General features: G+C 71.4%; 17 protein-coding genes and 1 pseudogene. 5 read left to right on the top strand and 13 right to left on the bottom strand.

Going from position 1 to position 24,482, the window contains the following annotated elements; all coding sequences use genetic code 11:
• Positions 1-242: 242 nt before the first annotated feature.
• The 5 genes from SS2_RS12990 to SS2_RS13010 all read right to left on the bottom strand — a co-directional run bounded on the left by SS2_RS12990 (position 243) and on the right by SS2_RS13010 (position 6,406).
• Positions 243-1,247 carry a sugar phosphate isomerase/epimerase family protein gene (locus SS2_RS12990; RefSeq protein ID WP_066464839.1) on the bottom strand — a complete coding sequence of 335 codons (1,005 nt, stop codon included), beginning with the start codon at positions 1,245-1,247 and terminating at the stop codon, positions 243-245.
• A 71-nt stretch (positions 1,248-1,318) separates the two neighbouring features.
• Entirely contained in the window at positions 1,319-2,542 is a 1,224-nt protein-coding gene (locus tag SS2_RS12995) for a Gfo/Idh/MocA family protein (RefSeq protein ID WP_066464841.1), read from the bottom strand.
• A 78-nt stretch (positions 2,543-2,620) separates the two neighbouring features.
• The gene (locus SS2_RS13000; RefSeq protein WP_066464843.1) at positions 2,621-3,685 is read right to left on the bottom strand and encodes a substrate-binding domain-containing protein; all 1,065 of its coding nucleotides are present in this window, start codon (positions 3,683-3,685) and stop codon (positions 2,621-2,623) included.
• A gap of 151 nt (positions 3,686-3,836) precedes the next feature.
• A complete protein-coding gene (locus SS2_RS13005; RefSeq protein WP_066464845.1) occupies positions 3,837-4,880 on the bottom strand; it encodes an ABC transporter permease in 1,044 nt (347 codons plus the stop codon).
• The gene (locus SS2_RS13010) at positions 4,877-6,406 is read right to left on the bottom strand and encodes a sugar ABC transporter ATP-binding protein (RefSeq protein WP_066464848.1); all 1,530 of its coding nucleotides are present in this window, start codon (positions 6,404-6,406) and stop codon (positions 4,877-4,879) included. The genes SS2_RS13005 and SS2_RS13010 overlap by 4 nt, the downstream gene beginning before the upstream one ends.
• 225 nt (positions 6,407-6,631) lie before the next feature.
• Here SS2_RS13010 and SS2_RS13015 point away from each other — a divergent pair, with 225 nt between their 5' ends.
• Complete coding sequence (locus SS2_RS13015; protein ID WP_066464991.1) at positions 6,632-7,765, top strand: ROK family protein; 1,134 nt, start codon at positions 6,632-6,634, stop codon at positions 7,763-7,765.
• Between the two features lie 15 nt (positions 7,766-7,780).
• A complete protein-coding gene (locus SS2_RS13020; protein ID WP_066464850.1) occupies positions 7,781-8,467 on the top strand; it encodes a ThuA domain-containing protein in 687 nt (228 codons plus the stop codon).
• Positions 8,468-8,511: 44 nt separating this feature from the next.
• Here SS2_RS13020 and ligA read toward each other — a convergent pair whose 3' ends face one another.
• Positions 8,512-10,857 carry an NAD-dependent DNA ligase LigA gene (gene ligA / locus SS2_RS13025; RefSeq protein ID WP_217995607.1) on the bottom strand — a complete coding sequence of 782 codons (2,346 nt, stop codon included), beginning with the start codon at positions 10,855-10,857 and terminating at the stop codon, positions 8,512-8,514.
• A gap of 86 nt (positions 10,858-10,943) precedes the next feature.
• On the opposite strand from ligA, the gene SS2_RS13030 reads away from it, so the two are divergent.
• Positions 10,944-13,016: a prolyl oligopeptidase family serine peptidase gene (locus SS2_RS13030; RefSeq protein ID WP_066464852.1), complete on the top strand. Its 2,073-nt coding sequence runs from the start codon at positions 10,944-10,946 to the stop codon at positions 13,014-13,016.
• A 40-nt stretch (positions 13,017-13,056) separates the two neighbouring features.
• Here SS2_RS13030 and SS2_RS13035 read toward each other — a convergent pair.
• The 6 genes and pseudogenes from SS2_RS13035 to SS2_RS13060 form a co-directional block, all read right to left on the bottom strand.
• Positions 13,057-14,380 (bottom strand): annotated as a pseudogene (locus tag SS2_RS13035) (MFS transporter).
• A gap of 43 nt (positions 14,381-14,423) precedes the next feature.
• On the bottom strand, positions 14,424-15,545 hold the full coding sequence (locus SS2_RS13040; protein ID WP_369405216.1) for a uroporphyrinogen decarboxylase/cobalamine-independent methonine synthase family protein: 1,122 nt from the start codon (positions 15,543-15,545) through the stop codon (positions 14,424-14,426).
• The gene (gene mnmA, locus SS2_RS13045; RefSeq protein ID WP_066464857.1) at positions 15,467-16,696 is read right to left on the bottom strand and encodes a tRNA 2-thiouridine(34) synthase MnmA; all 1,230 of its coding nucleotides are present in this window, start codon (positions 16,694-16,696) and stop codon (positions 15,467-15,469) included. Before mnmA ends, SS2_RS13040 begins: the two co-directional genes overlap by 79 nt.
• A complete protein-coding gene (locus SS2_RS13050) occupies positions 16,696-17,949 on the bottom strand; it encodes a cysteine desulfurase family protein (RefSeq protein ID WP_439646316.1) in 1,254 nt (417 codons plus the stop codon). Before SS2_RS13050 ends, mnmA begins: the two co-directional genes overlap by 1 nt.
• 89 nt (positions 17,950-18,038) lie before the next feature.
• Positions 18,039-19,040, bottom strand: coding sequence for an electron transfer flavoprotein subunit alpha/FixB family protein (locus tag SS2_RS13055; RefSeq protein WP_066464859.1), 1,002 nt, complete (start codon positions 19,038-19,040; stop codon positions 18,039-18,041).
• Positions 19,041-19,059: 19 nt separating this feature from the next.
• Positions 19,060-19,866: an electron transfer flavoprotein subunit beta/FixA family protein gene (locus SS2_RS13060; RefSeq protein ID WP_066464861.1), complete on the bottom strand. Its 807-nt coding sequence runs from the start codon at positions 19,864-19,866 to the stop codon at positions 19,060-19,062.
• A 129-nt stretch (positions 19,867-19,995) separates the two neighbouring features.
• On the opposite strand from SS2_RS13060, the gene glgX reads away from it, so the two are divergent.
• Both glgX and SS2_RS13070 read left to right on the top strand, forming a co-directional pair.
• Entirely contained in the window at positions 19,996-22,275 is a 2,280-nt protein-coding gene (gene glgX, locus SS2_RS13065; protein ID WP_066464863.1) for a glycogen debranching protein GlgX, read from the top strand.
• Complete coding sequence (locus tag SS2_RS13070; RefSeq protein ID WP_066464865.1) at positions 22,272-23,372, top strand: hypothetical protein; 1,101 nt, start codon at positions 22,272-22,274, stop codon at positions 23,370-23,372. The genes glgX and SS2_RS13070 overlap by 4 nt, the downstream gene beginning before the upstream one ends.
• A gap of 184 nt (positions 23,373-23,556) precedes the next feature.
• On the opposite strand, the gene SS2_RS13075 is transcribed toward SS2_RS13070, so the two are convergent.
• Positions 23,557-24,096: a hypothetical protein gene (locus SS2_RS13075; protein ID WP_066464866.1), complete on the bottom strand. Its 540-nt coding sequence runs from the start codon at positions 24,094-24,096 to the stop codon at positions 23,557-23,559.
• Between the last annotated feature and the right edge of the window lie 386 nt (positions 24,097-24,482).

Here is a 24,482-nt window from a genome sequence, read left to right on the forward strand (position 1 = left end):
TGAGCTTCGCAGTGGTGTCTGTGCCTCCCAGTCGGGCTGACATCCAGAAGATTACGTTCCCGCCCGCCGCGACGTCAACCCAGCCCCACGTGACCGCGACCACATAGCCACCACGGCCCGGCACCCCCTCGTCTCTCCCCCGCTCCCCCGCGACTGACCTGCCACGACGGAGGGGACCGGCGGCCACCCGTCGGTCCCCTCCGTCTGCACACAGTTCTCTGCCAGCTGCCGGCGTCCCGTCCTCAGCCGCGGCTGGAGAAGGCGGCGTCGAAGGCGGCGTCGGGCGGGTCGAAGGCGAGACGGCGGACGAACTCGAGGGCCTCGGGGGCACCGACGAGGCGATCCATGCCCGCGTCCTCCCATTCGATCGAGATCGGCCCGGCGTAGCCGATGGTGTTGAGCATCCGGAAGGCGTCCTCCCAGGGCACGTCCCCGTGACCGGTGGAGATGAAGTCCCAGCCACGGCGGGCATCCGCCCACGCCAGATGGGACCCCATCCGGGAGTTGCGACCGTTGGTCATCCGCTTCTTCGTGTCCTTGCAGTCCACGTGATAGATCCGGTCCTGGAAGTCCCACAAGAAGCTCACCGGGTCGATGTCCTGCCACACCATGTGGCTCGGGTCCCAGTTGAGGCCGAAGGCCTCCCGGTGACCGATCGCCTCGAGGGTGCGCACCGTGGTCCAGTAGTCGTAGGCGATCTCGCTGGGGTGCACCTCGTGGGCGAAGCGCACCCCCACCTCGTCGAAGACGTCGAGGATCGGGTTCCACCTGTCGGCGAAGTCCTGGTACCCGGCGTCGATCGCCTTCTGGGTGACCGGGGGGAACATCGCCACGTACTTCCAGATGGAGGAGCCGGTGAAGCCGACGACGGTCTTCACCCCGAGCTTGGCCGCGAGGCGGGCCGTGCACGTCATCTCCTGGGCCGCGCGCTGGCGCACGCCCTCCGGGTCGCCGTCGCCCCACACCCTGTCGGACAGGATGTCGCGGTGACGCTGGTCGATCGGGTCGTCGCAGACCGCCTGACCCTTGAGGTGGTTGGAGATCGCGTAGACGGACAGCCCGTGGGCAGCGAGCAGGTCGAGCTTGCCCTGGACGTAGGCGTCGTCGTCCCAGCGCCAGGGGTCGAGGTGGTCACCCCAGCAGGCGATCTCCAACCCGTCATAGCCCCACCCGGCCGCCAGACGGACGACCTCCTCGAAGGGCAGGTCGGCCCACTGGCCGGTGAACAAGGTGATCGGTCGTGCCATGTCGCTCTCCTTCGGACGATCTCGGGTCAGCACAGCTCAGGTCAGGCAAGAACAGGTCAGGCAGCACCAGCTCAGGTCAGCACCGACGCGCTCGACCGCGGCTCGCACCAGGCACTGCGGTCGGCGGCGCTGCGCTCGACGGCGTCGAGCACCTTCTGGACGACGAGGCCGTCGTGGAAGGACGGCGTCGGCTGGGTGCCGGAGGCGATCGCTCCGACGAGGTCCACCACCTGGTGGGTGAAGGCGTGCTCGTAGCCCAGGCCGTGCCCGGCCGGCCACCAGCTCGCGATATAGGGGTGCTCCGCCTCGGTCACCACGATCCGGCGGAAGCCGGCGACGGCGGCCGGCTCGGTCGCGTCGAAGAAGTGCAGGACGTTCATGTCCTCGAAGTCGAAGGCCACCGACCCGAGCGAGCCGTTGATCTCCACGCGGATGGCGTTCTTGCGCCCGCCCGCGAAGCGGGTGGCCTCGAAGACGCCCATCGCCCCGCCGGAGAAGCGGGCGAGGAAGGCTGCGGCGTCGTCCACGGTGACGGGGCCGCGGCCGGTGCCGGCCACCCCGGACAGACCCGAGGAGGCCTGCGCGAGCGGTCGCTCGGCGACGAAGGTCTCGAGCAGCCCCGCGACCCCGATGATCTCCTCGCCGGTGATGAACTGGGTGAGGTCGATGATGTGCGCGCCGATGTCTCCGAGCGCCCCCGACCCGGCGAGGGTGCGGTCCAGCCGCCAGGACAGCGGGGCGTCCTCGTCGGTGAGCCAGTCCTGCAGGTACTGCGCGCGCACGTGCCGCACCTCCCCGATCCGTCCTTGCGCCACCAGCTGGCGGGCCAGCTGGACCGCGGGGACACGGCGGTAGGTGAACCCGACCATCGCCATGACGCCGTGCTCCGCGGCGGCGTCGGCGGCGGCCACCATGCGCTCGGCCTCGGCCACGGAGTTGGCCAGGGGCTTCTCGCACAGCACGTGCTTACCAGCGGCCAGCGCGGCGATCGCGATCTCGGCGTGGGTGTTGCCCGGGGTGCAGATGTCGACGAGGTCGACGTCGTCGCGCGCCACGAGGGACTGCCAGGACGGGTCCGCGCCGAGCCAGCCCAGCCGGTCGGCTGCGGCCTGCGCCGTGGCCAGACGACGCCCGGCGACCGTGGTCATCTCGATGCGCAGGGGCAGGTCGAAGAAGTGTGGTGCTGTCCGCCACGCCTGTGAGTGCGCTGCACCCATGAAGGAGTGGCCGACCATCCCGACCCCGAGGCGGGGGCGCTCGTCGTCAGGCAGGTGGTCAGAGGGGTGGTCAGACATGGTGGGACTCCCTTCCGCGGTCGGGGCCCGGTGCGCGGCTGGCCGCGTCCCGAGCCCCGACCGGAGCTCGATGGTGGATCAGGACTGGAAGGCGGACGGGAGGTAGAGGTCGACGTTCTCCTGCGTCACCACGGGTGCGTAGAGCTGCACCTGACGCGGCACCCCGAGGGAGCCGAGGTCGCTCATCGACTTGCCCTGGACGATGAGGCGGGCGAGTTTGATGCCGTCGGCAGCCTGGGTGGAGGGGTAGACGACCGTGGCCTGCAGGACGGAGTCACCGGCCTTGATGGACTCCATGACGTTGGCCGAGCCGGCCCCGCCGACCATGAAGAACTCGTCACGTCCGGCGCTGTCGATCGCGGCGAGGACACCCACGCCCTGGTCGTCGTCGTGGTTCCAGATCGCGTCGATCTTCGGTGCGGCCTGCAGCAGGTTCGCGGTCGCCGTCTCTCCACCCTGGATGGTGAAGTCGGCGGCCACCCGGTTGGAGACGGTCAGCCCGCAGTCGGAGAGGGCGTCGGAGAAGCCCTGGCTGCGGTCCTGGGTCAGCGGCAGCGAGTCGATCCCGGCGATCTCGGCGACCACGGCGTCGGCGTTGCCTCCCAGCTCTTCGCAGATGTAGGTGCCCGCGCTGACCCCCATGCCGTAGTTGTCGCCGAGCACCGTGGTGCGGGCGGCGAAGGGGCTGGAGAACTCGCGGTCGACGTTGATCACGGTGATCCCGGCGTCCATCGCCTGGGTCGCGACCTCGGTCAGCGCGGCACCGTCGAAGGGCAGCAGCACGATCGCGTCGACCTTGTCGTTGATGAAGGTCTCGATCTGGGAGATCTGGAGACTGACGTCGTTGGTGCCCTCGGCGACCCGGAGCTCGACGTCGGGGTACTTCTCCGCCTCCGCCTTCGCGGCGGAGGTGATGGCTCCCATCCAGCCGTGGTCGGCGGCGGGGGCGGAGAAGCCGATGACGACCGTGTCGCCGTCGTCGTCGTTGTCGGAGACGGCGGCGGGTGCGCTCGAGGCGGCGGTGCCCTCGGCCTGAGGCGCCTCGTTGGAGGTGCAGCCGGCCAGCACGAGGGCGCCGACGGCGACGGTCGTGGTGAGGGCGAGGAGCCCGCGGCGGGGAGAGGTGGTGAGGCGAGCAGACATGGAAATCTCCTTTGATCCGGTCTGATGACGGCCGAGCAGGTGGTGGTGCGCGGAGCGGGTGGTGGTGCCACGGATGGTGAGGGTCGCAGGTGACGCTGGCGGGCGTGCTGCGGTGGGGTCGCCCGGAGGCGATCCGGTGGTGGCGTGCGGGTCAGGTGGCTCTGCCGCGGGCCGCGAAGCGCTGCTGGAGCAGGACGGCGACGACGATGATGACGCCCTTGGCCACCGACTGGGCGGAGATGGACATGTTGTTCAAGGTGAAGACGTTGGTCAGGGTGGTGAAGATCAGCACGCCCAGGACGGTGCCGCCGATGGTCCCGCGACCGCCGACGAGGAGGGTGCCACCGACGACGACGGCGGCGATGGCGTCGAGCTCGTAGAGCTGGCCGGTGGTCGAGGACCCCGCCGTGGTGCGCACGAGCATCATCACGCCGGCGATCCCGGCAGCCAGCCCGGCCAGGCCGTAGAGGTACATGGTGTGCCGCTTGACGTTGACCCCGGCCAGGCGCGCGGCCTCGGGGTTGCCGCCCACGGCGATGGTGCGCCGCCCGAAGGTGGTGCGGTTGAGCAGCACCCAGCCGGCGACCGCCACGAGGACGAACATCCACACCAGGGCCGGGATGCCCAGAACCTCAGCACGGAAGAAGTCCAGGAAGGCCCGGACCTTGACCGGCTGGGTCTGACGGTTGGCGATCATCTCGGCGAGACCGCGAGCGCCGACCATCATGGCGAGGGTGGCGATGAAGGCGACCACCTTGCCGTAGGCGATGAGCACGCCGTTGATGAGGCCGCACGCGGTGCCGACGGCGAGGGCGACCAGCACCATGACGATCCAGTGGAAGTCCTGGGCCATGGTCTGGGTGGCGACGGTCGTGGCCCACACGGTGGCGAGCCCCATGACCGAGCCGACCGAGAGGTCGATCCCTCCCCCGGTGATGACGAAGGTCATCCCGATGCTCAGCACCCCCAGCGCCGCGGCCAGGCGCAGGATGGTCATGAGGTTGTCGACGCTGGCGAAGCGCTCGCCTCCGGTGACGTACCCGACGACGCACAGCACGACGAGGGCGAGCACCAGACCGATGCTGCGGCCGGAGGACCCCCGCAGGAGCGTGCGGCGTGGGCGGGTGGCGGTCGGCGCGCCCTGAGGCCCGGCGCCTGCCGGCGAGGGCTTGGCGGAGACGTGTTGCGAGCTCACGCTGCACTTCCTTCCATGACCAGTGCGAGCACCTGGTGCTCGTCGATGGACTCTGCGGGGCTGGTGAAGACCACCTGCCCTTCGGAGATGACCAGCACGCGGTCGGACATCCCCAGGACCTCGTCGATCTCGCTCGAGACGACGACGACGGCGGTGCCGGCGGCGGCGAGGGCGCGGATGAGGCTGTAGATCTCCGCGCGGGCGCCGACGTCGACGCCGCGGGTCGGCTCGTCCAGGAGCAGGACCCGGCAGCCGTGCACGAGCCAGCGGCTCAGCACAGCCTTCTGCTGGTTCCCTCCGGAGAGGGTGCGCACGGTGCGGTCCACGTCGTGGGGCCGTATGTCGAGGGCCTCGACCTGCTGCTGGGCCGCTCGCCGCTCCGCGCTTTCGTCGAGGAAGCCGGCGGAGGCGAAGCGGGCGAAGGCGGAGAGGGTGATGTTGCGGTAGATCGGTTCGTCGAGGAGCAGGCCCTGGCTCTTGCGCTCCTCGGGGCACAGCCCGACGCCGGAGTCGACGGCGGACTTCACCGAGCCGCGCCGGGTGCGCCGTCCGGCGACCTCGACGGTTCCCGACGTCGCTGTGCGGGCGCCGTAGACGGTCTCGAGGATCTCCGAGCGGCCCGAGCCGACGAGCCCGGCCAGGCCGAGCACCTCCCCGGCGCGGACCTCGAAGGAGACGTCGTGGAAGGTGCCCTTGAGCCCGAGCCCGGTCACCCGCAGCAGGACCTCGGCCTCGGGGGCGACGGGGAGGCGGTCGGGGAAGACCTGGTCGACGCTGCGGCCGGTCATGAGGCGGATGAGGTCGGGGGTAGGCGTCTGGGCGACGTCGAGGTTCTGGGCGACCGCCCGGCCGTCCTTGAGCACCGTGATGCGGTCACCGATCTGGCGGATCTCGTCCAGACGGTGGGAGATGTAGACGACGGCCACGCCGTCGCGGGCGAGCTCACGCACCACGCGGAAGAGGTTGGCCACCTCCTCGGAGTCCAAGACGGCGGAGGGTTCGTCCATGATGATGATCCGGGCGTCGTAGGACAGGGCGCGGGCCATCGAGACGATCTGCTTGCCCGCTGCGGACAGGCGCCCGACCTCCTTGTGCGGGGAGATGTCCGGGTGCCCCAGGCGGGCGAGCAGCTCGCGGGTGCGCCGCGTCGCTGCCCGGCGCTGGGAGAAGCCGGCCGTGGCGAGCTCGTGGCCGAGGAAGATGTTCTCGGTGACGGTGAGGCCGTCGACGACGTCGAGCTCCTGGTACATCGTCGCCACACCGAGGGTGAGGGCCGCGACCGGGTGGGTGATGACCACGGGGGCGCCGTCGAGGAGGATCTGTCCCTCGTCGGGCTGGTGGGCGCCGGCGAGGATCTTGATGAGGGTGGACTTGCCGGCACCGTTCTGACCGAGCAGGCAGTGCACCTCACCGGGGAGGATCTCGAGATCGACGCCGTCGAGGGCTCGGGCGCCGGGAAACTGCTTGACGATGCCCTGCATCTGCAGGAGCGGCCGGTGATCCGGCATGGGGTCCACGTTGACCATGGGTCGAACCTAACCCAACTTCTGTCGGCTCGCAATCAAAAGATGCATGATTATCAATCGTTATCTGCTCGTGACTTATCAGAACCGGAGAGAGTAGCCTTCAGAAGAACCGAGCGGCGATACGCTGCTCGTCCGTCGAACGACCGCCGACCGAGAGGCCCGTGATTCCCTGTGCCCACGGAGGAACTGCTGAAGTTCGCTCCCCGCCCCACGGGCGCCGGAGAGATGTTCCAGATGCTGCGCGACGGCCAACCCCGCACCCGCGCAGACCTGGCAGCCGTCACCGGACAGGCGCGCTCGACCATCGCGGCCCGCATCGACCTGCTCATGTCCGCCGGGCTCATCGCCCCGGCTGGCGAGGCGAGCTCGACCGGCGGCCGCCCCCCGGCCACCTTCGCCTTCAACCCCAGCGCCAAGATCGTGCTCGCAGTCGATCTCGGTGCCACCCATGCCCACCTGGCGGTGACCGACCTCAGCTCCCACGTCCTCGTCGAGCGCGAGGAGGCCATCGCCATCGCCGACGGCCCAGAGGCCGTCCTCGGCTGGGTCATCCGCTGCGCAGACGAGCTCATCGCCGCGATCGGGCGCACCCACGCGGATCTGGTGAGCGTCGGGGTGGGACTGCCCGGGCCCGTCGAGCACTCCACCGGGCGCCCGATCAACCCCCCGATCATGCCGTCCTGGGACGACGCCGACGTCCCGACCATCCTGTCGCGGCACTTCGACGCGGCCGTGCTCGTCGACAACGACGTCAACATCATGGCCCTCGGCGAGCACCGCACCGCCTGGCCCCAGGTCGACGACCTGCTCTTCGTCAAGGTCGCCACCGGGATCGGCGCGGGAGTCATCAGCGACGGCCAGCTCCGCCGCGGGGCCCGCGGCGCAGCCGGGGACATCGGGCACGTCGCGACCGCCACCGGCTCCCAGGTGCAGTGCCGCTGCGGGAACACCGGATGCCTGGAGGCCGTCGCGAGCGGCCAGGCGATCGCCGCCGCGCTGCGTGAGGTGGGCCTGGAGGCCCAGACCTCCGCCGACGTCGTCGACCTCGTCCGGGCCGGAGACCTCGTGGCCAGCCACGCCGTGCGCCAGGCCGGACGAGACATCGGCTCGGTGCTCGCCAGCTGCGTGAGCCTGCTCAACCCGTCGATGATCGTCATCGGCGGCGTCGTGGCCGACGCCGGTGAGCACCTGCTCGCCGGGATCCGCGAGATCGTCTACCAACGCTCGTTGCCGCTGGCCACCCAGGACCTGCGCATCGTCACCTCCCAGACACGACGCCGGGCCGGCGTCCTGGGGGCCAGTGCCATGGCCGTCGATCACGTACTCTCACCAGCAGCAATCGATGCCCTGATCGTCTGAGCCGACGGAGGACTCATGAACATCCCGCAGCGACGTGCACTGGTGGTCCGTGGCGGGTGGCCCGGCCACTCCCCCGAGGTCGCGACCGAGCTGTTCATCCCCCACCTGACCGAGACCGGCTTCGAGGTCATCGTCGAGGGCTCCCTGGAGGTCTACGCCGACGCCGAGCTCATGGCCAGCGTCGACCTCATCGTCCAGTGCTGGACGATGGGCGAGATCCTTCCCGACGAGCTGCGCGGCCTGCGGGCAGCCGTCGCCGCAGGCACCGGCTTCGCCGGCTGGCACGGCGGGGTCATCGACTCCTTCCGGGTGGCCACCGACTATCTGCAGATGATGGGCGCCCAGTTCGCCGCCCACCCAGGTGACCTCGTCGACCACACGATCACCGTGCTGCCCGACCGCGCCGACCACCCCGTCGTCGCGGGCATCTCGTCGATCTCGCTGCACTCCGAGCAGTACTGGGTGCTCACCGACTCCGCGATCGACGTCCTCGCGACCACCGAGATCCACCCCGGACCGGGCGACCCGTGGGCCCACCCCGTGGTCTGCCCCGCGATCTGGACCCGGCAGTGGGGCGCGGGACGCATCTTCGTGTGCGCCCCGGGCCACCACATGGCCGACCTCGCCAACCCCGATCTCGCGGCGGTCATCGAGCGCGGCATGGCCTGGGCCGCGCGGGACCGAGCCGACGAGCCGAGCTGACAAGCCGAGCCCGCGAGCCGAGCCGGTGGCCCGGCTCGCCCGCGTCAGTCCGTCGTCGTCGCCTCGTCCGCGGCCGCTGGAGCCGCCTCGGGGTCGAGGGCGTCGACCTCGTCACCGACCTCGAGGGTCTGCGCCGTGGCAGCCCCCACACCCGCCGGCCCCTCCGCGAGCAGCCGGACGAAGGCCGCCTCGTCGAGGATGGTCAGCCCGAGCTCGCGGGCCTTGGCCTCCTTGGAGCCGGCGTTCTCACCGACCACCACGAAGTCGGTCTTCTTCGACACCGAGCCGGAGGCCTTGCCGCCCCGCACGATGATCGCTTCCTTGACCTGGTCCCGGTTGAAGCCCTCGAGGCCGCCCGTCACGACGATCGTCAGGCCCTCCAGGGTCCGGTCGATGGAGGTGTCCCGCTCGTCCTCCATCCGGACCCCGGCCGCACGCCAGCGCTCCACGATCTCCCGGTGCCAGTTCTCCGGGTCGTCGGGGTCTCCGAACCACTCCCGGACAGCCTGCGCGATGGTCGGCCCGACCCCTTCGGTCGCGGCCAGCTGCTCCTGCGTCGCATCGATGATCGCGTCCATCGAGCCGAGGTTGGTGGCCAGCGCGCGCGCCGCCGTCGGGCCGACGTGGCGGATGGACAGCGCGACGAGCACCCGCCACAGCGGCTGGGACTTGGCCTTCTCGCGCTCGGCGAAGAAGGTCACCGTCGTCGCGGTCGGCTTGGACGGCGTCTTGGCCGTGGGCTTGGTCCAGAAGAACAGCACCTGCTCCCAGACGTCGGTGACCACGCCCTTGACCTTCTTCTGCCGCCAGACCTTGATGTCGGCGAGGTCCTCCACGGTGAGGTCGAAGAACCCGGCCTCGGTGGCCAGCACCGGCACCTGACGCTCGATCCCGGCCTCGTCCGCACCTGGGGGGCGGTTGAGCTCGGGGTCGACGAGGGCGATCGAGGCCTCCCAGCCCATCGCCTCGATGTCGAAGGCGCCGCGTCCGGACAGGTGTGCCACCCGCTCGCGCAGCTGAGAGGGGCAGGACCGCTGGTTGGGGCAGCGGATGTCGACGTCGCCCTCCTTGGCCGGAGCCAGCAGCGTGCCGCAGGACGGGCAGTGGGTGGGCATGACGAACTCGCGCTCGGTGCCGTCGCGCAGCTCGACGACCGGGCCGACGATCTCCGGGATGACGTCGCCCGCCTTGCGCAGCACGACGGTGTCACCGATGAGCACGCCCTTGCGCTTGACCTCGCTGCCGTTGTGCAGGGTCGCCATCTCGACCGTGGACCCGGCCACGAGGACCGGCTCCATGACACCGAAGGGAGTGACCCGTCCCGTGCGGCCGACGTTGACGCGGATGTCCAGCAGCGTGGTGTTGACCTCTTCCGGCGGGTACTTGTAGGCGATCGCCCACCGCGGCGCCCGGCTCGTCGCGCCGAGGCGACGCTGCAGCGCCAGCTCGTCGACCTTGACGACGATCCCGTCGAGCTCGTGCTCGATGTCGTGGCGGTGCTCGCCGTAGTAGTCGATCATCTCCTGCACGCCAGCGAGGCCCTCGACGACGCGGTTGTGGCCCGAGACCGGCACCCCCCAGGACTCCAGCAGGGCGTAGGCGTCCGACTGGCGCTGCAGCGTCGACGGAGTGCCCGCGTCCCAGTGCAGCGCGCCGATGCCGTGGGCGTACATCCGCAGCGGGCGGCTCGCGGTGATCTTCGGGTTCTTCTGACGCAGCGACCCGGCCGCGGCGTTGCGCGGGTTGGCGAAGGGCGGCTTGCCGGCGGCCATCTGGGCCTCGTTGAGCGCGGCGAACTGGTCGGTGAGCATGAACACCTCGCCGCGGATCTCGATGAGGTCCGGGTGCGTGGCTGGGTCCCCGCCCAGCGTCTTGGGGATGGTCTCGATGGTGCGGACGTTGAGCGTCACGTCCTCCCCGGTCCGGCCGTCGCCGCGGGTCGCCGCCCGCACCAGGCGCCCCTTCTCGTAGAGCAGCGCGACGGCCAGGCCGTCGATCTTCACCTCGCACAGGTAGTGCACCTCGGTGGTGCCGATCTCACGGTGCACCCGCTCGGCCCAGGCCGCGAGGTCCTCGGCGTTGAAGGCGTTGTCCAGGCTGAGCATGGGCTCGACGTGGTCCACGGCCGCGAAGTCCGTCGAGAAGGTGCCGCCGACCCGCTGGGTCGGCGAGTCCGGGGTGCGCAGCTCGGGGTGGGCGTCCTCGAGCGCCTCGAGCGCGCGCAGCAGCTCGTCGTACTCGGCGTCGGAGACGGTGGGGGCGTCGCGCACGTAGTAGGCGAACTGGTGCGCCTCGATCTGCTCGGCCAGCGCGGTCCAGGCGCTGCGCGCCTCGCTCTCGGCGGGGCTCACGTCGTCGGTCACGGTCAGGGCGGGGGGTTGTTCGCTCACGGGTACATCATCGCGCGAACCACCGACATGTGCGGGGCAGCCCGCACCGGGCGCCGCGTGTCGCCCGCAGTCCCTAGAGTGGTCCCATGAACCCTGAGGCCACCGCCCCGACCGACCCCTACCTCTGGCTCGAGGACGTCGAGGGCGCGAGGGCCCTGAGCTGGGTCCGCGAGCGCAACGCCGCGACCGAGTCCACGCTCGCTGCGACCCCGGAGTTCGCCTCGACCGAGGCGCAGATCCGCGCGGTCCTGGACTCCGACGCGAAGATCCCCGGCGTGTCCAAGGTGGGCGACCTCTTCTACAACTTCTGGAAGGACGCCGAGCACCCGCAGGGCCTGTGGCGCCGGACCACCCTGGAGTCCTACCGCAGCCCCGAGCCGGAGTGGGAGACGGTGCTGGACGTCGACGCCCTCGGCGCGGCAGAGGACGTCAGCTGGGTGTGGCACGGGGCGCAGGTGCTGCGCCCGGACTACCGCAAGGCCTTGGTGAGCCTGTCCCCCGGCGGGTCCGACGCCGACGTCACCCGCGAGTTCGACCTCGTGACCAAGACCTTCGTGGCCCCCGAGGACGGCGGCTTCTTCCGGCCCGAGGCCAAGGGGGACCTGGCCTGGATCGACGACGACACCGTCTACGCCTTCACCGACTTCGGTGACGGGTCGCTGACGCCGTCGGGGTACCCGCGGATCGCCAAGCGGTGGAGCCGGGGCACCCCCCTGGAGTCCGCGGTGACCGTGTACGAGGGCGAGCCGGAGGACATGTACATCTCGGCCTTCCGCAGCCACACCCCCGGCTACGAGCGGGACTTCGTCGCGCGGTCCATCGCCTTCTACAGCTCCGAGCTCTTCGTCCTGGGCGCAGACGACCAGCTCACCAAGATCGAGGTCCCCCGCTCGGCCGAGATCGGCGTGAAGCGGGAGTGGCTGCTCATCGAGCTGCGCGACGACTGGACGGTGGGGTCGACCACCTACACCGCCGGGTCCCTGCTGGCAGCCCGCTTCGAGGAGTTCCTGGCCGGCGAGCGCGATCTCACCGTGCTGTTCGTCCCCGGGCCCACCACCTCCCTGGCCGGGGCGACGTGGACGCGCAGCCACCTCGTGATCAACGTGCTCGACGACGTGAAGAACCGCCTCCACGTGCTCACCCCGCCCGCCCAGGGATCCGGTCCCTGGCCGCGCAGCGTCTTCGTCGGTGCGCCCGAGATCGGCACGGTGGAGGTCTCCGCCGTCGACTCCGACGACAGCGAGGACGTGTGGCTCGTCGCGACGGACTACCTGACCCCCACGACCCTGTCGATCACCACGGTGAGCACCGCCTTCGGCGACCCGGTGGAACCGACGCTGCTGAAGTCCATGCCCACCTTCTTCGACGCCGACGGTCTGACCATCGACCAGCACTTCGCCACCTCCGACGACGGCACCCGGGTGCCGTACTTCGTGGTGCGCCGTGACGACCTCGCCTTCGACGGCACCGTACCGACCCTGCTCTACGGGTACGGCGGCTTCGAGATCTCCCTCACCCCCGGGTACTCCGGCGGGCTGGGACGGGCATGGCTGGCGCGCGGCGGCGTGTACGTGGTCGCGAACATCCGGGGCGGCGGTGAGTACGGCCCCCGCTGGCACCAGCTCGCCCTCAAGGAGAACCGGCACCGCGCCTACGAGGACTTCTCCTCGGTGGCCAAGGACCTCATCGCCCGCGGGATCACCTCCCCCGCGCACCTGGGCGCGCAGGGCGGCTCCAACGGCGGGCTGCTCGCCGGCAACATGCTCACGCAGTACCCCGAGCTGTTCGGGGCGATCGTCATCCAGGTGCCGCTGCTGGACATGAAGCGGTACTCCCACCTGCTGGCCGGGGCGTCCTGGATGGCCGAGTACGGCGACCCGGACGTGCCCGAGGAGTGGGAGTACATCAAGACCTTCTCCCCGTACCACCTCTTCGACCCTGCCACGGCCTACCCGCCGGTGCTGTTCACGACGTCGACCAAGGACGACCGGGTGCACCCCGGGCACGCGCGCAAGCTCGCCGCAGCGATGATCGACGCCGGCAAGGACGTCACCTACTACGAGAACACCGAGGGCGGGCACGGCGGCGCGGCCAACAACTCCCAGGCCGCGCACATGCAGGCGCTGGCCTACCGCTTCCTGTGGGAGCGGCTCATCTGAGAGCCCTGCGAGCCGCGCCGCCCCGGCCCGCCACCTCGAGCTACGGCTCGGGGTGGCGGGAGTCGTAGGCGAGCAGCCGCGGCTGCCAGCGCAGCAGCACCAGGAGCACGACGACGCAGGTGAGCCCCCCCGACGACGGCCGCCCAGCCTTCGCCCCACCACGACGACTGCGCCCCGAGCACGAGGTCACCCAGCCGCGGACCTCCTGCCACGACGACGATGAACACGCCCTGCAGCCGCCCGCGCATGTCGTCCGGGGTCGCCGACTGCAGGATGGTCTGGCGGAACACCGAGCTGATCGCGTCGGAGGCACCGCACAGCACGAGCATGGCCAGCGCGGCGACGAGCGCGACGACGAGGATCTCGTCGGGGGTGCTCCGGCCGGCGAGCACGAGGACCACGCCGAAGCCCGCGACCGACAGTCCCCAGGCGATGATCGCCCACATGATGACCACGCCCTGGCGGTGGACCCGGGTCAGGCCGCCGGAGAACAGCCCGGCGAGCAGGCCGCCCACGGCCAGGGCCGCGGTCAGGGCGCCCGTCGTCGTCGCGCCGCCGCCGATGATGACCACGCCGATGGCCGGGAAGAGCACGCGGGGCATGGCGAAGACCATGGCGACGAGGTCGACGAGGAAGGTCATGCGGACGGTGGGTCGGGTCGCGAGGTAGCGCAGGCCCTCCAGCACCGAGGACAGACCCACGCGCCGGGGACCGGTCGCCGCGGTGCCGTCCCCGTCGCCGCCCTGGACCTCGTCGCGGGTGTGCTCCGGCGGCATGCCGGGCAGCTGGACGAGCGCCCACAGCGCCGCGGTGAAGCACAGGACGTCGACGGTGTAGACGATCCCGAAGCCCCACCGGCTGACGATCAGCGCCGCGGCGAGCGGCCCGACCGTCAACGCGATGTTCCAGGTGATGGTCATGAGCGTGTTCGCCGCCGGCAGCAGCTTGGGGTCGAGCAGGCGCGGGATGATCGCCGAGCGGGCCGGGTTGTTCACCGCGAAGGCGGCGGACTGGGGGGCGACGAGGGCGTAGAGCAGGGTGACCGAGTCCGCGCCGAGCCACGCCTGCACCGCGAGGGCGATCGTCACCACCCACAGCACCGACGACGCGATGAGGGCCACCTTGCGACGGTCGTAGGCGTCCACGAGCGCCCCACCATAGAGCCCCAGGAGCACGAGCGGGACCAGCGCGCAGATGCCCAGGACACCCACTGCGAGGGTCGAGCTGGTGAGGTCGTAGACCTGCAGGCCGACGGCGACGACCGTCAGCTGGGCACCGAGGTTGGAGATCCCCAGCCCCCACCACAGCCGGGCGAAGGCCGGGGAGACACGCAGCGGTGTGGTGTCGGCGAGGAATCTGGGCACCGAGGGATCGTAGTACCCCCGGTCGTCGTGGTGCTCGGGAGACTCAGTCTGCCGAGCGCTCGGCCACGATGGCCGCGGCACGCACGACCGCACCGAGGGCACCACGAGCCGCGTCGGGCGTCCCGGAGGCGGCGAGGGTCGCAGCCGACCCGGCCGAGGTGAGCACGACGTCTGCCAGGCCCGCCGCGGGCAGGCCCATCCGCCGCCAGGGGACGGTGACCAGGTCAGCCAGGCCGCGCACGTCGGTGCCCGCGCACTGGGACACGGTCGCCGGCGGCAACCCGGCCCACAGGTGGGTCCCGCGTTCGATCATCCGCGCGACGAGCTCCCAGCCGTGCTCGTTCCACCCCGGTCCGTCGGTCGTGGAGCCGAGCTCGACGCCCACGGCGTCGGCCCCGGAGAGCACGGCCGGGGCGATCCCCACCCAGGCCTGGCCCACGTGGACGACGCTGCGCGCCTGAGCCTCGCGAGCCGCCTCGAGCACAGGACGCAGCCCGTCGATGAGGTCGGGTCCGCGGACCGCGCGCAGCCGGGAGTATCCGGAGAAGGAGGGGATGACTCCCGCCGCGACCTGGCCGAGGAGTGACTCGTCCACCTGGACGGTCAGCTGGGCGCCGGGGGCCTGCCCGCGCACCGCGGCCAGGTGCTCACCCAGACCGGTGGCCAGGGAGGCGGCCAGCTCGGCGACCGCGCCGTGGTCGGCGAGGACGCGGTCGCCGCGGGCCAGGTACACGGTGGCCGCGAGCGTCCACGGACCCACGACCTGGACGGTCAGCGGGCCGGTGTAGCCGTGGGCGGCGACGGCGAGAGCGTCGAGGTCCTCGCGCAGGAACGCCAGGGCGCGCTCGAGGTCCATCCCCGGGTGGTCGCTGAGCTTCCAGCCGTGCGGGCCGAGCTCGACCGGCATGTCCGCCAGCAGCGCCGCGGTGCGGGCCACCGGCAGCGCGCCGGCTCCTCGCGCGGGCAGCTGGGCGAGGAAGGGCATGCCCTGGACGCCGTCGGGCACGTCGGAGAGGTCGCCGACGATCGTCAGGTACGCCTCGAGGGCGTCGACGCCGGGCCAGACGCCCGGGCCGGTGGCCCCGGTCACGCGTGCTGCGCAGCCGTCGCGGCGGACGTCGCCGCGGCCGGCGTCGTCGTCGCGCGGTCGGGCGCGCCGCTCCACGCGGTCGAGACTACCGTCGACTGACCGAGCACCCGGGTGCCGAGGTAGACGACGAGGGACTGCCCGGCGGCGACGCCGCGCAGGGTCTCACCCGTGAGCTCGACCTCCATCCGGCCGGCGGGGCCGGAGGCGTCGGGCACCGCCCGCACCCGGGCGGGCACCGGCTCCCCGTGCGCGCGGACCTGGATCTCGGCGTCGAACCACGCGGTGCCGTCCGAGTGCGGGGCCGCCAGGTCGAGGCCGGCGGCGGCCAGCACGTCGTCGGCCAGCCACACGCTCTGGTCACCGGTCAGCCGGTCGACCGTGAGCATCTCGGCCGGACCGACCACGACCCGGTTGGAGACGGGCTGGACGTCCAGGACGTAGCGAGGCTTGCCGTCGGGCGCCGGGCGGCCGATCGACAGGCCCTTGCGCTGTCCCACGGTGTAGGAGTAGGCGCCGTCGTGCGCTCCGAGGATCGTCCCGTCGGCGTCGACGATGTCACCGGGCTGGGAGCCCAGGTGGTCGCGCAGGAAGCCCTGGGTGTCACCGTCGGCCACGAAGCAGATGTCGTAGGAGTCCGGCTTGTTCGAGACGCTCAGCCCGCGGGCGGCGGCCTCGGCGCGCACCTCGTCCTTGGTCTCGTAGGCCCCCAGCGGGAACATCGCTCGGGCCAGACGCTCCGGGCCCATGACGGCGAGGACGTAGGACTGGTCCTTGGCGGTGTTGGGCGAGCGGTGCAGCTCACGGACCTCGGTGCCGTCCGGCGCGGTGCGGGTGATCACCTGGGCGTAGTGCCCGGTGGCCACGGCGTCGAAGCCCAGGGCCGTCGCCTTGTCCAGCAACGCCTCGAACTTGATGTGCTCGTTGCACCGCACGCAGGGGTTGGGGGTCCGCCCGGCGGCGTACTCGGAGAGGAAGTCGGCCACGACGGTGTCCTGGAACTTCTCCGACAGGTCCCACACGTAGTAGGGGATGCCGAGGATGTCAGCGGCGCGGCGGGCGTCACCGGCGTCCTCGATCGAGCAGCAGCCCCGCGACCCCGTGCGGAACTGGTTGCGGTTGCGCGAGAGGGCCATGTGGACGCCGACCACCTCGTGACCGGCCTCGACCACACGTGCAGCGGCGACCGCTGAGTCGACGCCTCCGGACATCGCGGCGAGAACCCGCATCAACGCACCTCCTGTGTACCGCGGTTGCGGCTCATACCGATACCCGCCGAGGCCAAGCCCGCGGCGGTGGCCCGGTCGACCACGCCGGGCAGGACGTCGAGCAGCAGGTCCACGTCGGCGTCGGTCGAGGTGTGGCCCAGGGAGAACCGCAGCGCACCGCGCGCGTCCTCCTCCCCCACCCCCGTCGCGAGCAGCACGTGGGACGGCTGTGGCACACCTGCCTGGCAGGCGGACCCGGTCGAGGACTGCACGCCGGCGGAGTCGAGCAGGTAGAGCAGCGAGTCTCCCTCGCAGCCGGCGAAGGTGAAGTGGGCGTTGCCCGGCAGACGCAGCGCGGCGTCGCCGGCCATCGGGTCCGGGCCGCGCAGCGTGGCCGTGGGCACGCGGTCACGCACGCCCTGGATGAGCCGGTCCCGCAGCGCCACCAGGCGGTCGCTCGTGGCAGGCAGCAGACGCACCGCCTCGGTCAGAGCCGCGGCGAAGGCGCGGATCCCGGCGGCGTCCAGGGTGCCGGAGCGCACCCCGCGCTCCTGCCCGCCGCCGTGCAGCACCGGGGTGAGGTCGAGGTCGCGGCGCGCCAGCAGCGCGCCGACGCCCACCGGGCCGCCGAGCTTGTGGGCGGTGAGGGTGAGGGCGTCCAGGCCGCTCGCGGCGAAGTCGAGGGGGATCTGACCGGCAGCCTGCACCGCGTCCGAGTGCACCGGGATGCCGTACGGACGAGCCGCGGCGACGACGTCGGCGATCGGCTGGATGGTGCCGAGCTCGTTGTTGGCCCACATCACGGAGATGAAGGCGACCTCGGGGCCGTGCGCGGCCAGCTCGGCCCGCAGCGCCTCGACGTCGAGCACACCGCGGGAGTCCACCGCCAGCAGGACGATCTCCGCGCCGGCGTGCTCCGCCATCCAGAACGCCGGGTCCAGCACCGCGTGGTGCTCGACGGCGGAGATGAGGATGCGACGTCGCTCGGGGTTGGCCACCCGACGGGCCCAGAACAGGCCCTTGATCGCGAGGTTGTCCGCCTCGGTCCCACCGCCGGTGAAGACCACCTCGCTGGGACGGGCGCCGAGCGCGGCGGCGATCTGCTCTCGCGACTCCTCGACCACACGGCGCGCGGCGCGCCCGGCCGAGTGCAACGACGAGGGGTTTCCGGCCACCGCGAGCTGGTCGGTGTACGCCTCGATCGCGGCCGACGACATGGGAGTCGTCGCCGCGTGGTCGAGGTAGGCGGTGGGGTTGGGGGTCACGCACACCAGTCTACGAGCCGCCCGCGCCCGACCCGACGGCGGAGTGCGCCGCGGGCGGCGGTGATCACGGCCCTCGGCCGCGATCACCGCTCGCCGAGTCAGCCCTTGTGCGCGCGGATAGCCTGCGCGGCCTGCGGCAGGACGTCGGCGAGGTCACCCACGACGCCGAAGTCCGCGATCTCGAAGATCGGGGAGTCGGGGTCGTTGTTCACGGCGATGATCACGCTGGAGGCCTGCATCCCGCCACGGTGGTGCGGGGCACCGGAGATGCCAGCGCCGATGTAGACCCGCGGGGCGATCGTCACACCGGTCTGACCGATCTGCGCGTCGTGGGTCACCCACCCCTCGTCGACGGCGTCGCGGGTCGCGCCGACCGCCGCCCCCAGGGCGTCGGCCAGGTCCTCGACCGGACCGAAGTCCCCGAGGGTCCCGCGCCCACCGGCGACGACGTAGGCGGCCTCGGCCAGGGCCGGGCGACCGGACCCGCCGTCGGCCGGGGCGTGCTCCGTGCGCGAGACCAGGACCGCCGACGTCGCGGAGTCGCTGGGACGCACCTCGAGGTGGTCCACCTCGGTCTCGACGGCCTCGGGCGCCGGGGACGCCACCACGGCGTTGGCGCGCACGGTCACCACGGCCAGGGGGGTGGTCACCGCACAGGTGATGTCCCAGGTCCCGGCGAAGACGCGCTTGTCACCGACCACGCCGTGCTCCCCCACGCTCACCGCGGAGGCGTCCAGGATCAGCCCGGCGCCGACGGCGTAGGCCAGACGAGCACCGATCTCCCGGTTGACGAAGGAGGAGGACAGCAGCACGACGTCGGCGGCGGTCGTGGTGACCGCGGCGACCAGGGCCTCGGCCGCCACCGGGGTGAGGTGAGAGTCGGCCTCGTCACCGAGGAGGTCGGTGACCAGGAGCTGGCGCACGCCGTAGGCACCGAGCTCGGCGACGGTCTGCGCGGACGGCTCGGTCAGCGCGACGGCGATGACCTCCCCGAGGTCCCGCGCGATGGTCAGCAGCTCGCGGGCCGGTGAGCGCAGCTCCCGGTCTGGGGTGTCCAGGACGACGAGGACGGTCCGTCCCGCAGTGGTTGAGTCAGCCATGATTGAGTCCGTTCGCGAGTCAGACGAGGTCGTTGCGGATGAGGTAGTCGGCGAGCGCCAGCCCGCCCTCACCCTTGTCGGTCACCAGCTGCACGTCGGCGCGCGGCGGGCGCGGGGCGCTGGACAGCACCGCGGTACGCGCACCGGCGGCACCGACCTGGGAGGGTTCCAGGCCCACGTCGCTGAGGTCCCAGACCGTGATCTCCTTGGTGCGGGCAGCCATGATGAGCTTGAAGTTGGGGTACCGCGGGGTGTTGAGGTGGTCGGTCACCGACACCACGGCCGGAGCCGGTGCGCTGAGCACCTCGGTGACGCCGTCGAGGTCGCGGACGATCTCGACCTGGCCGTGCTCCACGCTCAGCCGGGTGGCCAGGGTGAGCTGCGGCAGGCCGAGCTCGCTCGAGACCAGCGCGGGGATCACCGAGGCGAGACCGTCCAGCGCCGCCATGCCGGTGATGACGAGGTCGACCTGTCCGTCCGCCGCGATCGTGCGGACCACAGCGGCGATGGCCTTCGCCGTCCCGAACACGTCCGAGCCGGCGAGCGCGTCGTCGGTCAGGCGGACGGCGCGGTCCACCCCGAGCTGGAAGGCCTTGCGCAGGGCGGCGTCGGCCTCGGGCGGTCCGACCGTGACAGCCACGACCTCGCTCACCGCACGCTCGGCCTCGTCGAGCCCTTCGACGAGCTGGAGGGCCGCTTCGATGGCGTTCTCGTCGAGCTCGTTGAGAGTGCCGTCGTCTGCGCCCCGGGCCACCCGTCCCTCATCGGTGAAGGTCCGATCGGAGTGGATGTCGGGGACGTGCTTCACGGGGACAACGATCCTCATAGCAGGCGGCTCTCTTTCCATCGCGACAAGTCGTCTGCAGCCTACAACGCGTGCACACACCGGGAGCATCGTGTCCAGGTGGACCCAGCCATGCACGGGTTTGACGACGAGGGCGTCACAATAGCGACTATGAAGGCCACGACCGCTGCCTCCGTCCACGGACCAGTCCCCCCGTTCGGTGTCCACCGGCACGGAAGCGGGGTCCAGGTCTCGGTGCTGGCCTCTCACGCCACGGGCGTGGACCTGTGCCTCATCGACCCGGCGCCCGGGTCCGCGTCGGACGGCCTGCCGCAGCTCACCGAGCGGCGCGTCCCGCTCGTGGAGCAGAGCTACGGCGTCTGGCACGGCTTTGTGCCCGGGGTGCACGAGGGCCAGCGCTACGGCTTCCGCGTCCACGGCACCTGGGACCCGCACGCGGGGCTGCGGCACAACCCCGCCAAGCTCCTCGTCGACCCGTACGCGCGCGGGCTGGTCGGCGAGCTCGACTACGGGCCGGTCACCTACGGTCACGTCGCCGCGCTCGACCCGGAGACCGGCGCCATCACCGGGGACCCGTTCGGGGCTCCCGACGACCGCGACTCCCTCGGCCACGTGCCGCTGTCCGTCGTGGTGGGACCCCGCCACCACCACCCGCCGGTCCGGCGCCCCAACGTCCCCTGGCGGGACACGGTCATCTACGAGGCGCACGTGCGCGGTCTGACGCAGCAGCTCTCCGCCGTGCCCGAGCACCTGCGCGGCACGTACGCGGGACTGGCGCACCCGGCCACCATCGCCCACCTCGTCGAGCTCGGGGTCACCACGGTCGAGCTGCTGCCGATCCACGCCTTCGTCTCCGAGCCGCACCTGATCGCCAAGGGGCTGACGAACTACTGGGGCTACAACACGCTCGGGTTCTTCGCCCCGCACGCGCCCTACGCCACCGCGGCCGCCAGGGCTGCCGGCCCCGGTGCGGTCCTCGACGAGGTCAAGGGCATGGTGCAGCTGCTGCACGAGGCCGGTCTCGAGGTCGTCCTGGACGTCGTCTACAACCACACCTGCGAGGGCGGGGAGCCGGGGCAGCAGATCTGCTGGCGCGGCCTGGACAACTCCGCCTACTACCTGCACGACGGCGGCGCGCCGGCGCACCTGGTCGACGTCACCGGCTGCGGCAACTCCCTGGACTTCCGGCGTCCGCGGGTGGTCCAGCTCGCGCTGGACTCGCTGCGCTACTGGGCCCAGGAGATCGGGGTGGACGGCTTCCGCTTCGACCTCGCGGTGACCCTGGGGCGCGACGGCGCCGGCTTCACCTCCAACCACCCCTTCCTCGTCGCGCTGCAGACCGACCCGGTCATCAACCAGCTCAAGCTCATCGCCGAGCCGTGGGACGTGGGGATGGGCGGCTGGCAGACCGGGCACTTCCCGCCGCCGATGGCTGAGTGGAACGACCGGTTCCGCAACGCCATCCGGTCGTTCTGGCTCTCTGACCCCTCGGCCGCCGCGCACGGCCTGCCCGGTCACGGCGTCCGCGAGCTGGCCACCCGGCTGGCCGGGTCCGCGGACCTGTTCGGCCACGGCGACCCGCCCCTGGTGCGTGGCCCCATCGCCTCGGTCAACTACGTCACCGCCCACGACGGCTTCACCCTGGCCGACCTCGTGGCCTACGACCACAAGCACAACCAGGCCAACGGGGAGAACGGGCGCGACGGCAGCGACGACAACCGGTCGTGGAACCACGGCGTGGAAGGTCCGGTGCCGGCTCACTCCCCCGGCGTGGCCGTCGCCCCGCTGCGCCGACGCTCGATCCGCAACCTCATGGGGATGCTGCTGCTGTCTGCCGGGACGCCGATGATCACCGCCGGTGACGAGATGGGGCGCACCCAGCGCGGCAACAACAACGCCTACTGCCAGGACAACGAGCTGTCCTGGGTCAGCTGGGACCTGTCCCCGTGGCGGCAGGACCTGCTCGCGACGACGCAGTTCCTGCTGGCGCTGCGCCGTGACCACCTGGCGCTGCGGGTCGACGAGTTCTTCCTCGGTCACCCGCAGCCCCACGACGAGCCCACCCAGCCGGACCTCGCCTGGTACGACGGCTGCGGGCAGGAGGTCTCGCACGCGCAGTGGCACGACCCGGGGACGCGCATCGTGCAGATGCTGCGCCGCGAGCGCGAGGGGCGCACGAGCGACGAGATCGACGACTCCCACGTGCTGCTCGTCATCAACGGCACCCTCGACCCGGCCGACGTCGTGCTGGCGGGGCGGGGCAACAGCACCCGCAGCTGGTCCCTGGCCTGGGACAGCACGTGGGAGAACCCCGCCGAGCGCGACGGCGGACCAGACGGGCGCGGCACGAGCCTGGCCGCGGGGGTCACCGTGCAGCTCGAGCCGCTGAGCATCCAGGTGTACCTGGCCTACCTCGACGACGCGCAGTGACCGTCGACGGCGCCGCGCGCCTGGACTCCGCCGCCGGGTGCGAGCGGGTCTTCCGGCGCAACGGTCTGCCCACGCTCGTCCAGGGACGCACCCTGCGCCGGGACGTGTTCGGCCGGGCGGCGCCGTTCCTGCTGCTCGTGCTGGTGGCCCAGCTCTCCGGGGCGGTCAACCTGTCCTGGTCCCCGGCGACCAACGTCCTGGCGGTGCTGGGCGCCGTCGCGGTGATCATCGGCGGATACATCGGCCTCAACCGGCTCCGGGGGCGGGCGTGGTCCACCCTGCCCCAGGAGATCGCCACCCCGGAGCTGGCCTTCTTCGTCCTCGTGCCCGCGCTGCTGCCGCTGCTCTTCGGTGGGCAGTGGGCGGCGGCGGTCGTCACGGCCGTGACGAACCTCGTGGTGCTCGCCCTGACGTGGTTCACCGTGCAGTACGGGCTCGCCTCGACGGTGTGGTGGGGCATGGCCCGGGCTGTCGACGAGCTGGGAGCGTCGTTGCTGCGGCTGGTGCGTCTGCTGCCGCCGCTGCTCATCTTCTCGCTGGTGCTGTTCTACAACGCCGAGGTGTGGCAGGTCTTCGACCGGGTGCCCACCGTCTCCTCCGTGGTGCTCGGCGTGCTCTTCGCCGTGCTCATCCTCGTCCTCGTCGGCCTGCGGCTGCCCTCCGAGGCCCGCGCCGCGCTGGCCGAGGCCGGTGCGGAAGTCCCGGGGGCGCAGACGCTGGCGCCGCTCGGGCGCGGTCAGCGGGTCAACGTCATGATCATGATCGGGGCCAGCCAGCTGCTCCAGGTGGTCGTGGTGTGCGCCGGGGTGTTCGCGTTGTTCGTGGGGATCGGCGTGCTCACCGTGACGCCTGCGGTGCAGGAGGTCTGGGCGGTGGGCGGCGGCTGGTCGGTGCCGCTCACGCTGCAGGGCGCGGACCTCGTCCTCAACCAGTCGCTGCTGCGGGTCTCCACCGCGATCGCCACCTTCACCGGTCTGTCCTTCGCCATCTCCATCCAGACCGACGCGATGTACCGGGCCGAGTTCACCACCGGCATCGAGCGTCAGCTGCGCACGGTGGTCGCGGCCCGGGTGCGCTATCGGGAGCTGCTGGGCTGAGTCGTCGTGCCCGTCGTCGTGACCGGGCAGCGTGCGCAACCCGTGCGACCCGCGTAGCCCGCGTAGCCCGCGTAGCCCGCGTAGCCCGCGTAGCCCGCGCACATCCATGACACAACGCACGAGGGCCCCCACCGCGTGCGGTGGGGGCCCTCGTGCGTCCCGTCGTCAGCGACGGGGTCTCGTGCTAGGCGTTGACTGCGACCTTCTCCTCGGCCACCTTGACGGCGGTCTTGGTGACGCTCAGCTCGCGCAGGCTCCAGCCGATGAGGATGAACATGACCCCCAGGCCCATGACCAGGGCCGAGACACCGTAGGAGACGACCGAGGTGAACAGCGAGGCCCGCAGGAACGAACCGTTCATGACCGTGGCACGCTGAGCGGTGAGCTCCTCGATCTCCTCGGCGTTGGCGTCGGTGCCAGCTGCCTTGAGCTCGGTGACCTTCGCGCCGAGCTCGGCGTAGGTGAGGCCGCCGCTGCCGGCGAGAGCGTGCTCGTTGATGGCGTTCGCCTGGGCGAAGGCGGTGAAGGGGCCGGCGACCGGCTTGCCCGCGAGCGCTCCGGGGTTCTCTTCGGTGACTGCAGAGACCGTGATCTCTTCCGCCTTGAGCTGGCTGGTGATGACTCCCCAGACGACGCCACCGGCGATGATGAGAACCAGACCAGCGATCATCGACAGGATGCCGATGATGGCCACGGGCTTGCGGGCCTTGACTGCTGCAGACATTTTATACCCCTCAGTATGCCGGTCCTTCTGTGTCCCGGTCTTGTGTGTTGCGATGTCTCATACGCTATCGGCGGGGGAACTGACACATGAGGGACCTAGGACTCACACCGGATGTAGCCTGCGTCACATCCATCAGCCGACTTCCGCATGATCCTGCGGTTCTTGCCGCGCGGACCGCGATTGGCCGGTCGGAGCGAGTTCCTGACAGCGCCGCCCCGGGCGTCACTATCGTCCGCGTGTCGCTGGAGAACCGTGGCGCGCAGGACCTGACCGCCCTCCAGGCGCCCTCCGTAGTCCCTCCCTGGTCGTCTCAGTGACCAAGTCACCAGGACGTCTTCCGCGATTCAGGTGTCATCGGCGCTCCGGAGTCGGTAGGTTCGTCAGGT

The organism is Sanguibacter suarezii NBRC 16159 (assembly GCF_001552735.1).
In the GTDB taxonomy this organism is placed as follows: Bacteria; Actinomycetota; Actinomycetes; order Actinomycetales; family Cellulomonadaceae; genus Sanguibacter; species Sanguibacter suarezii.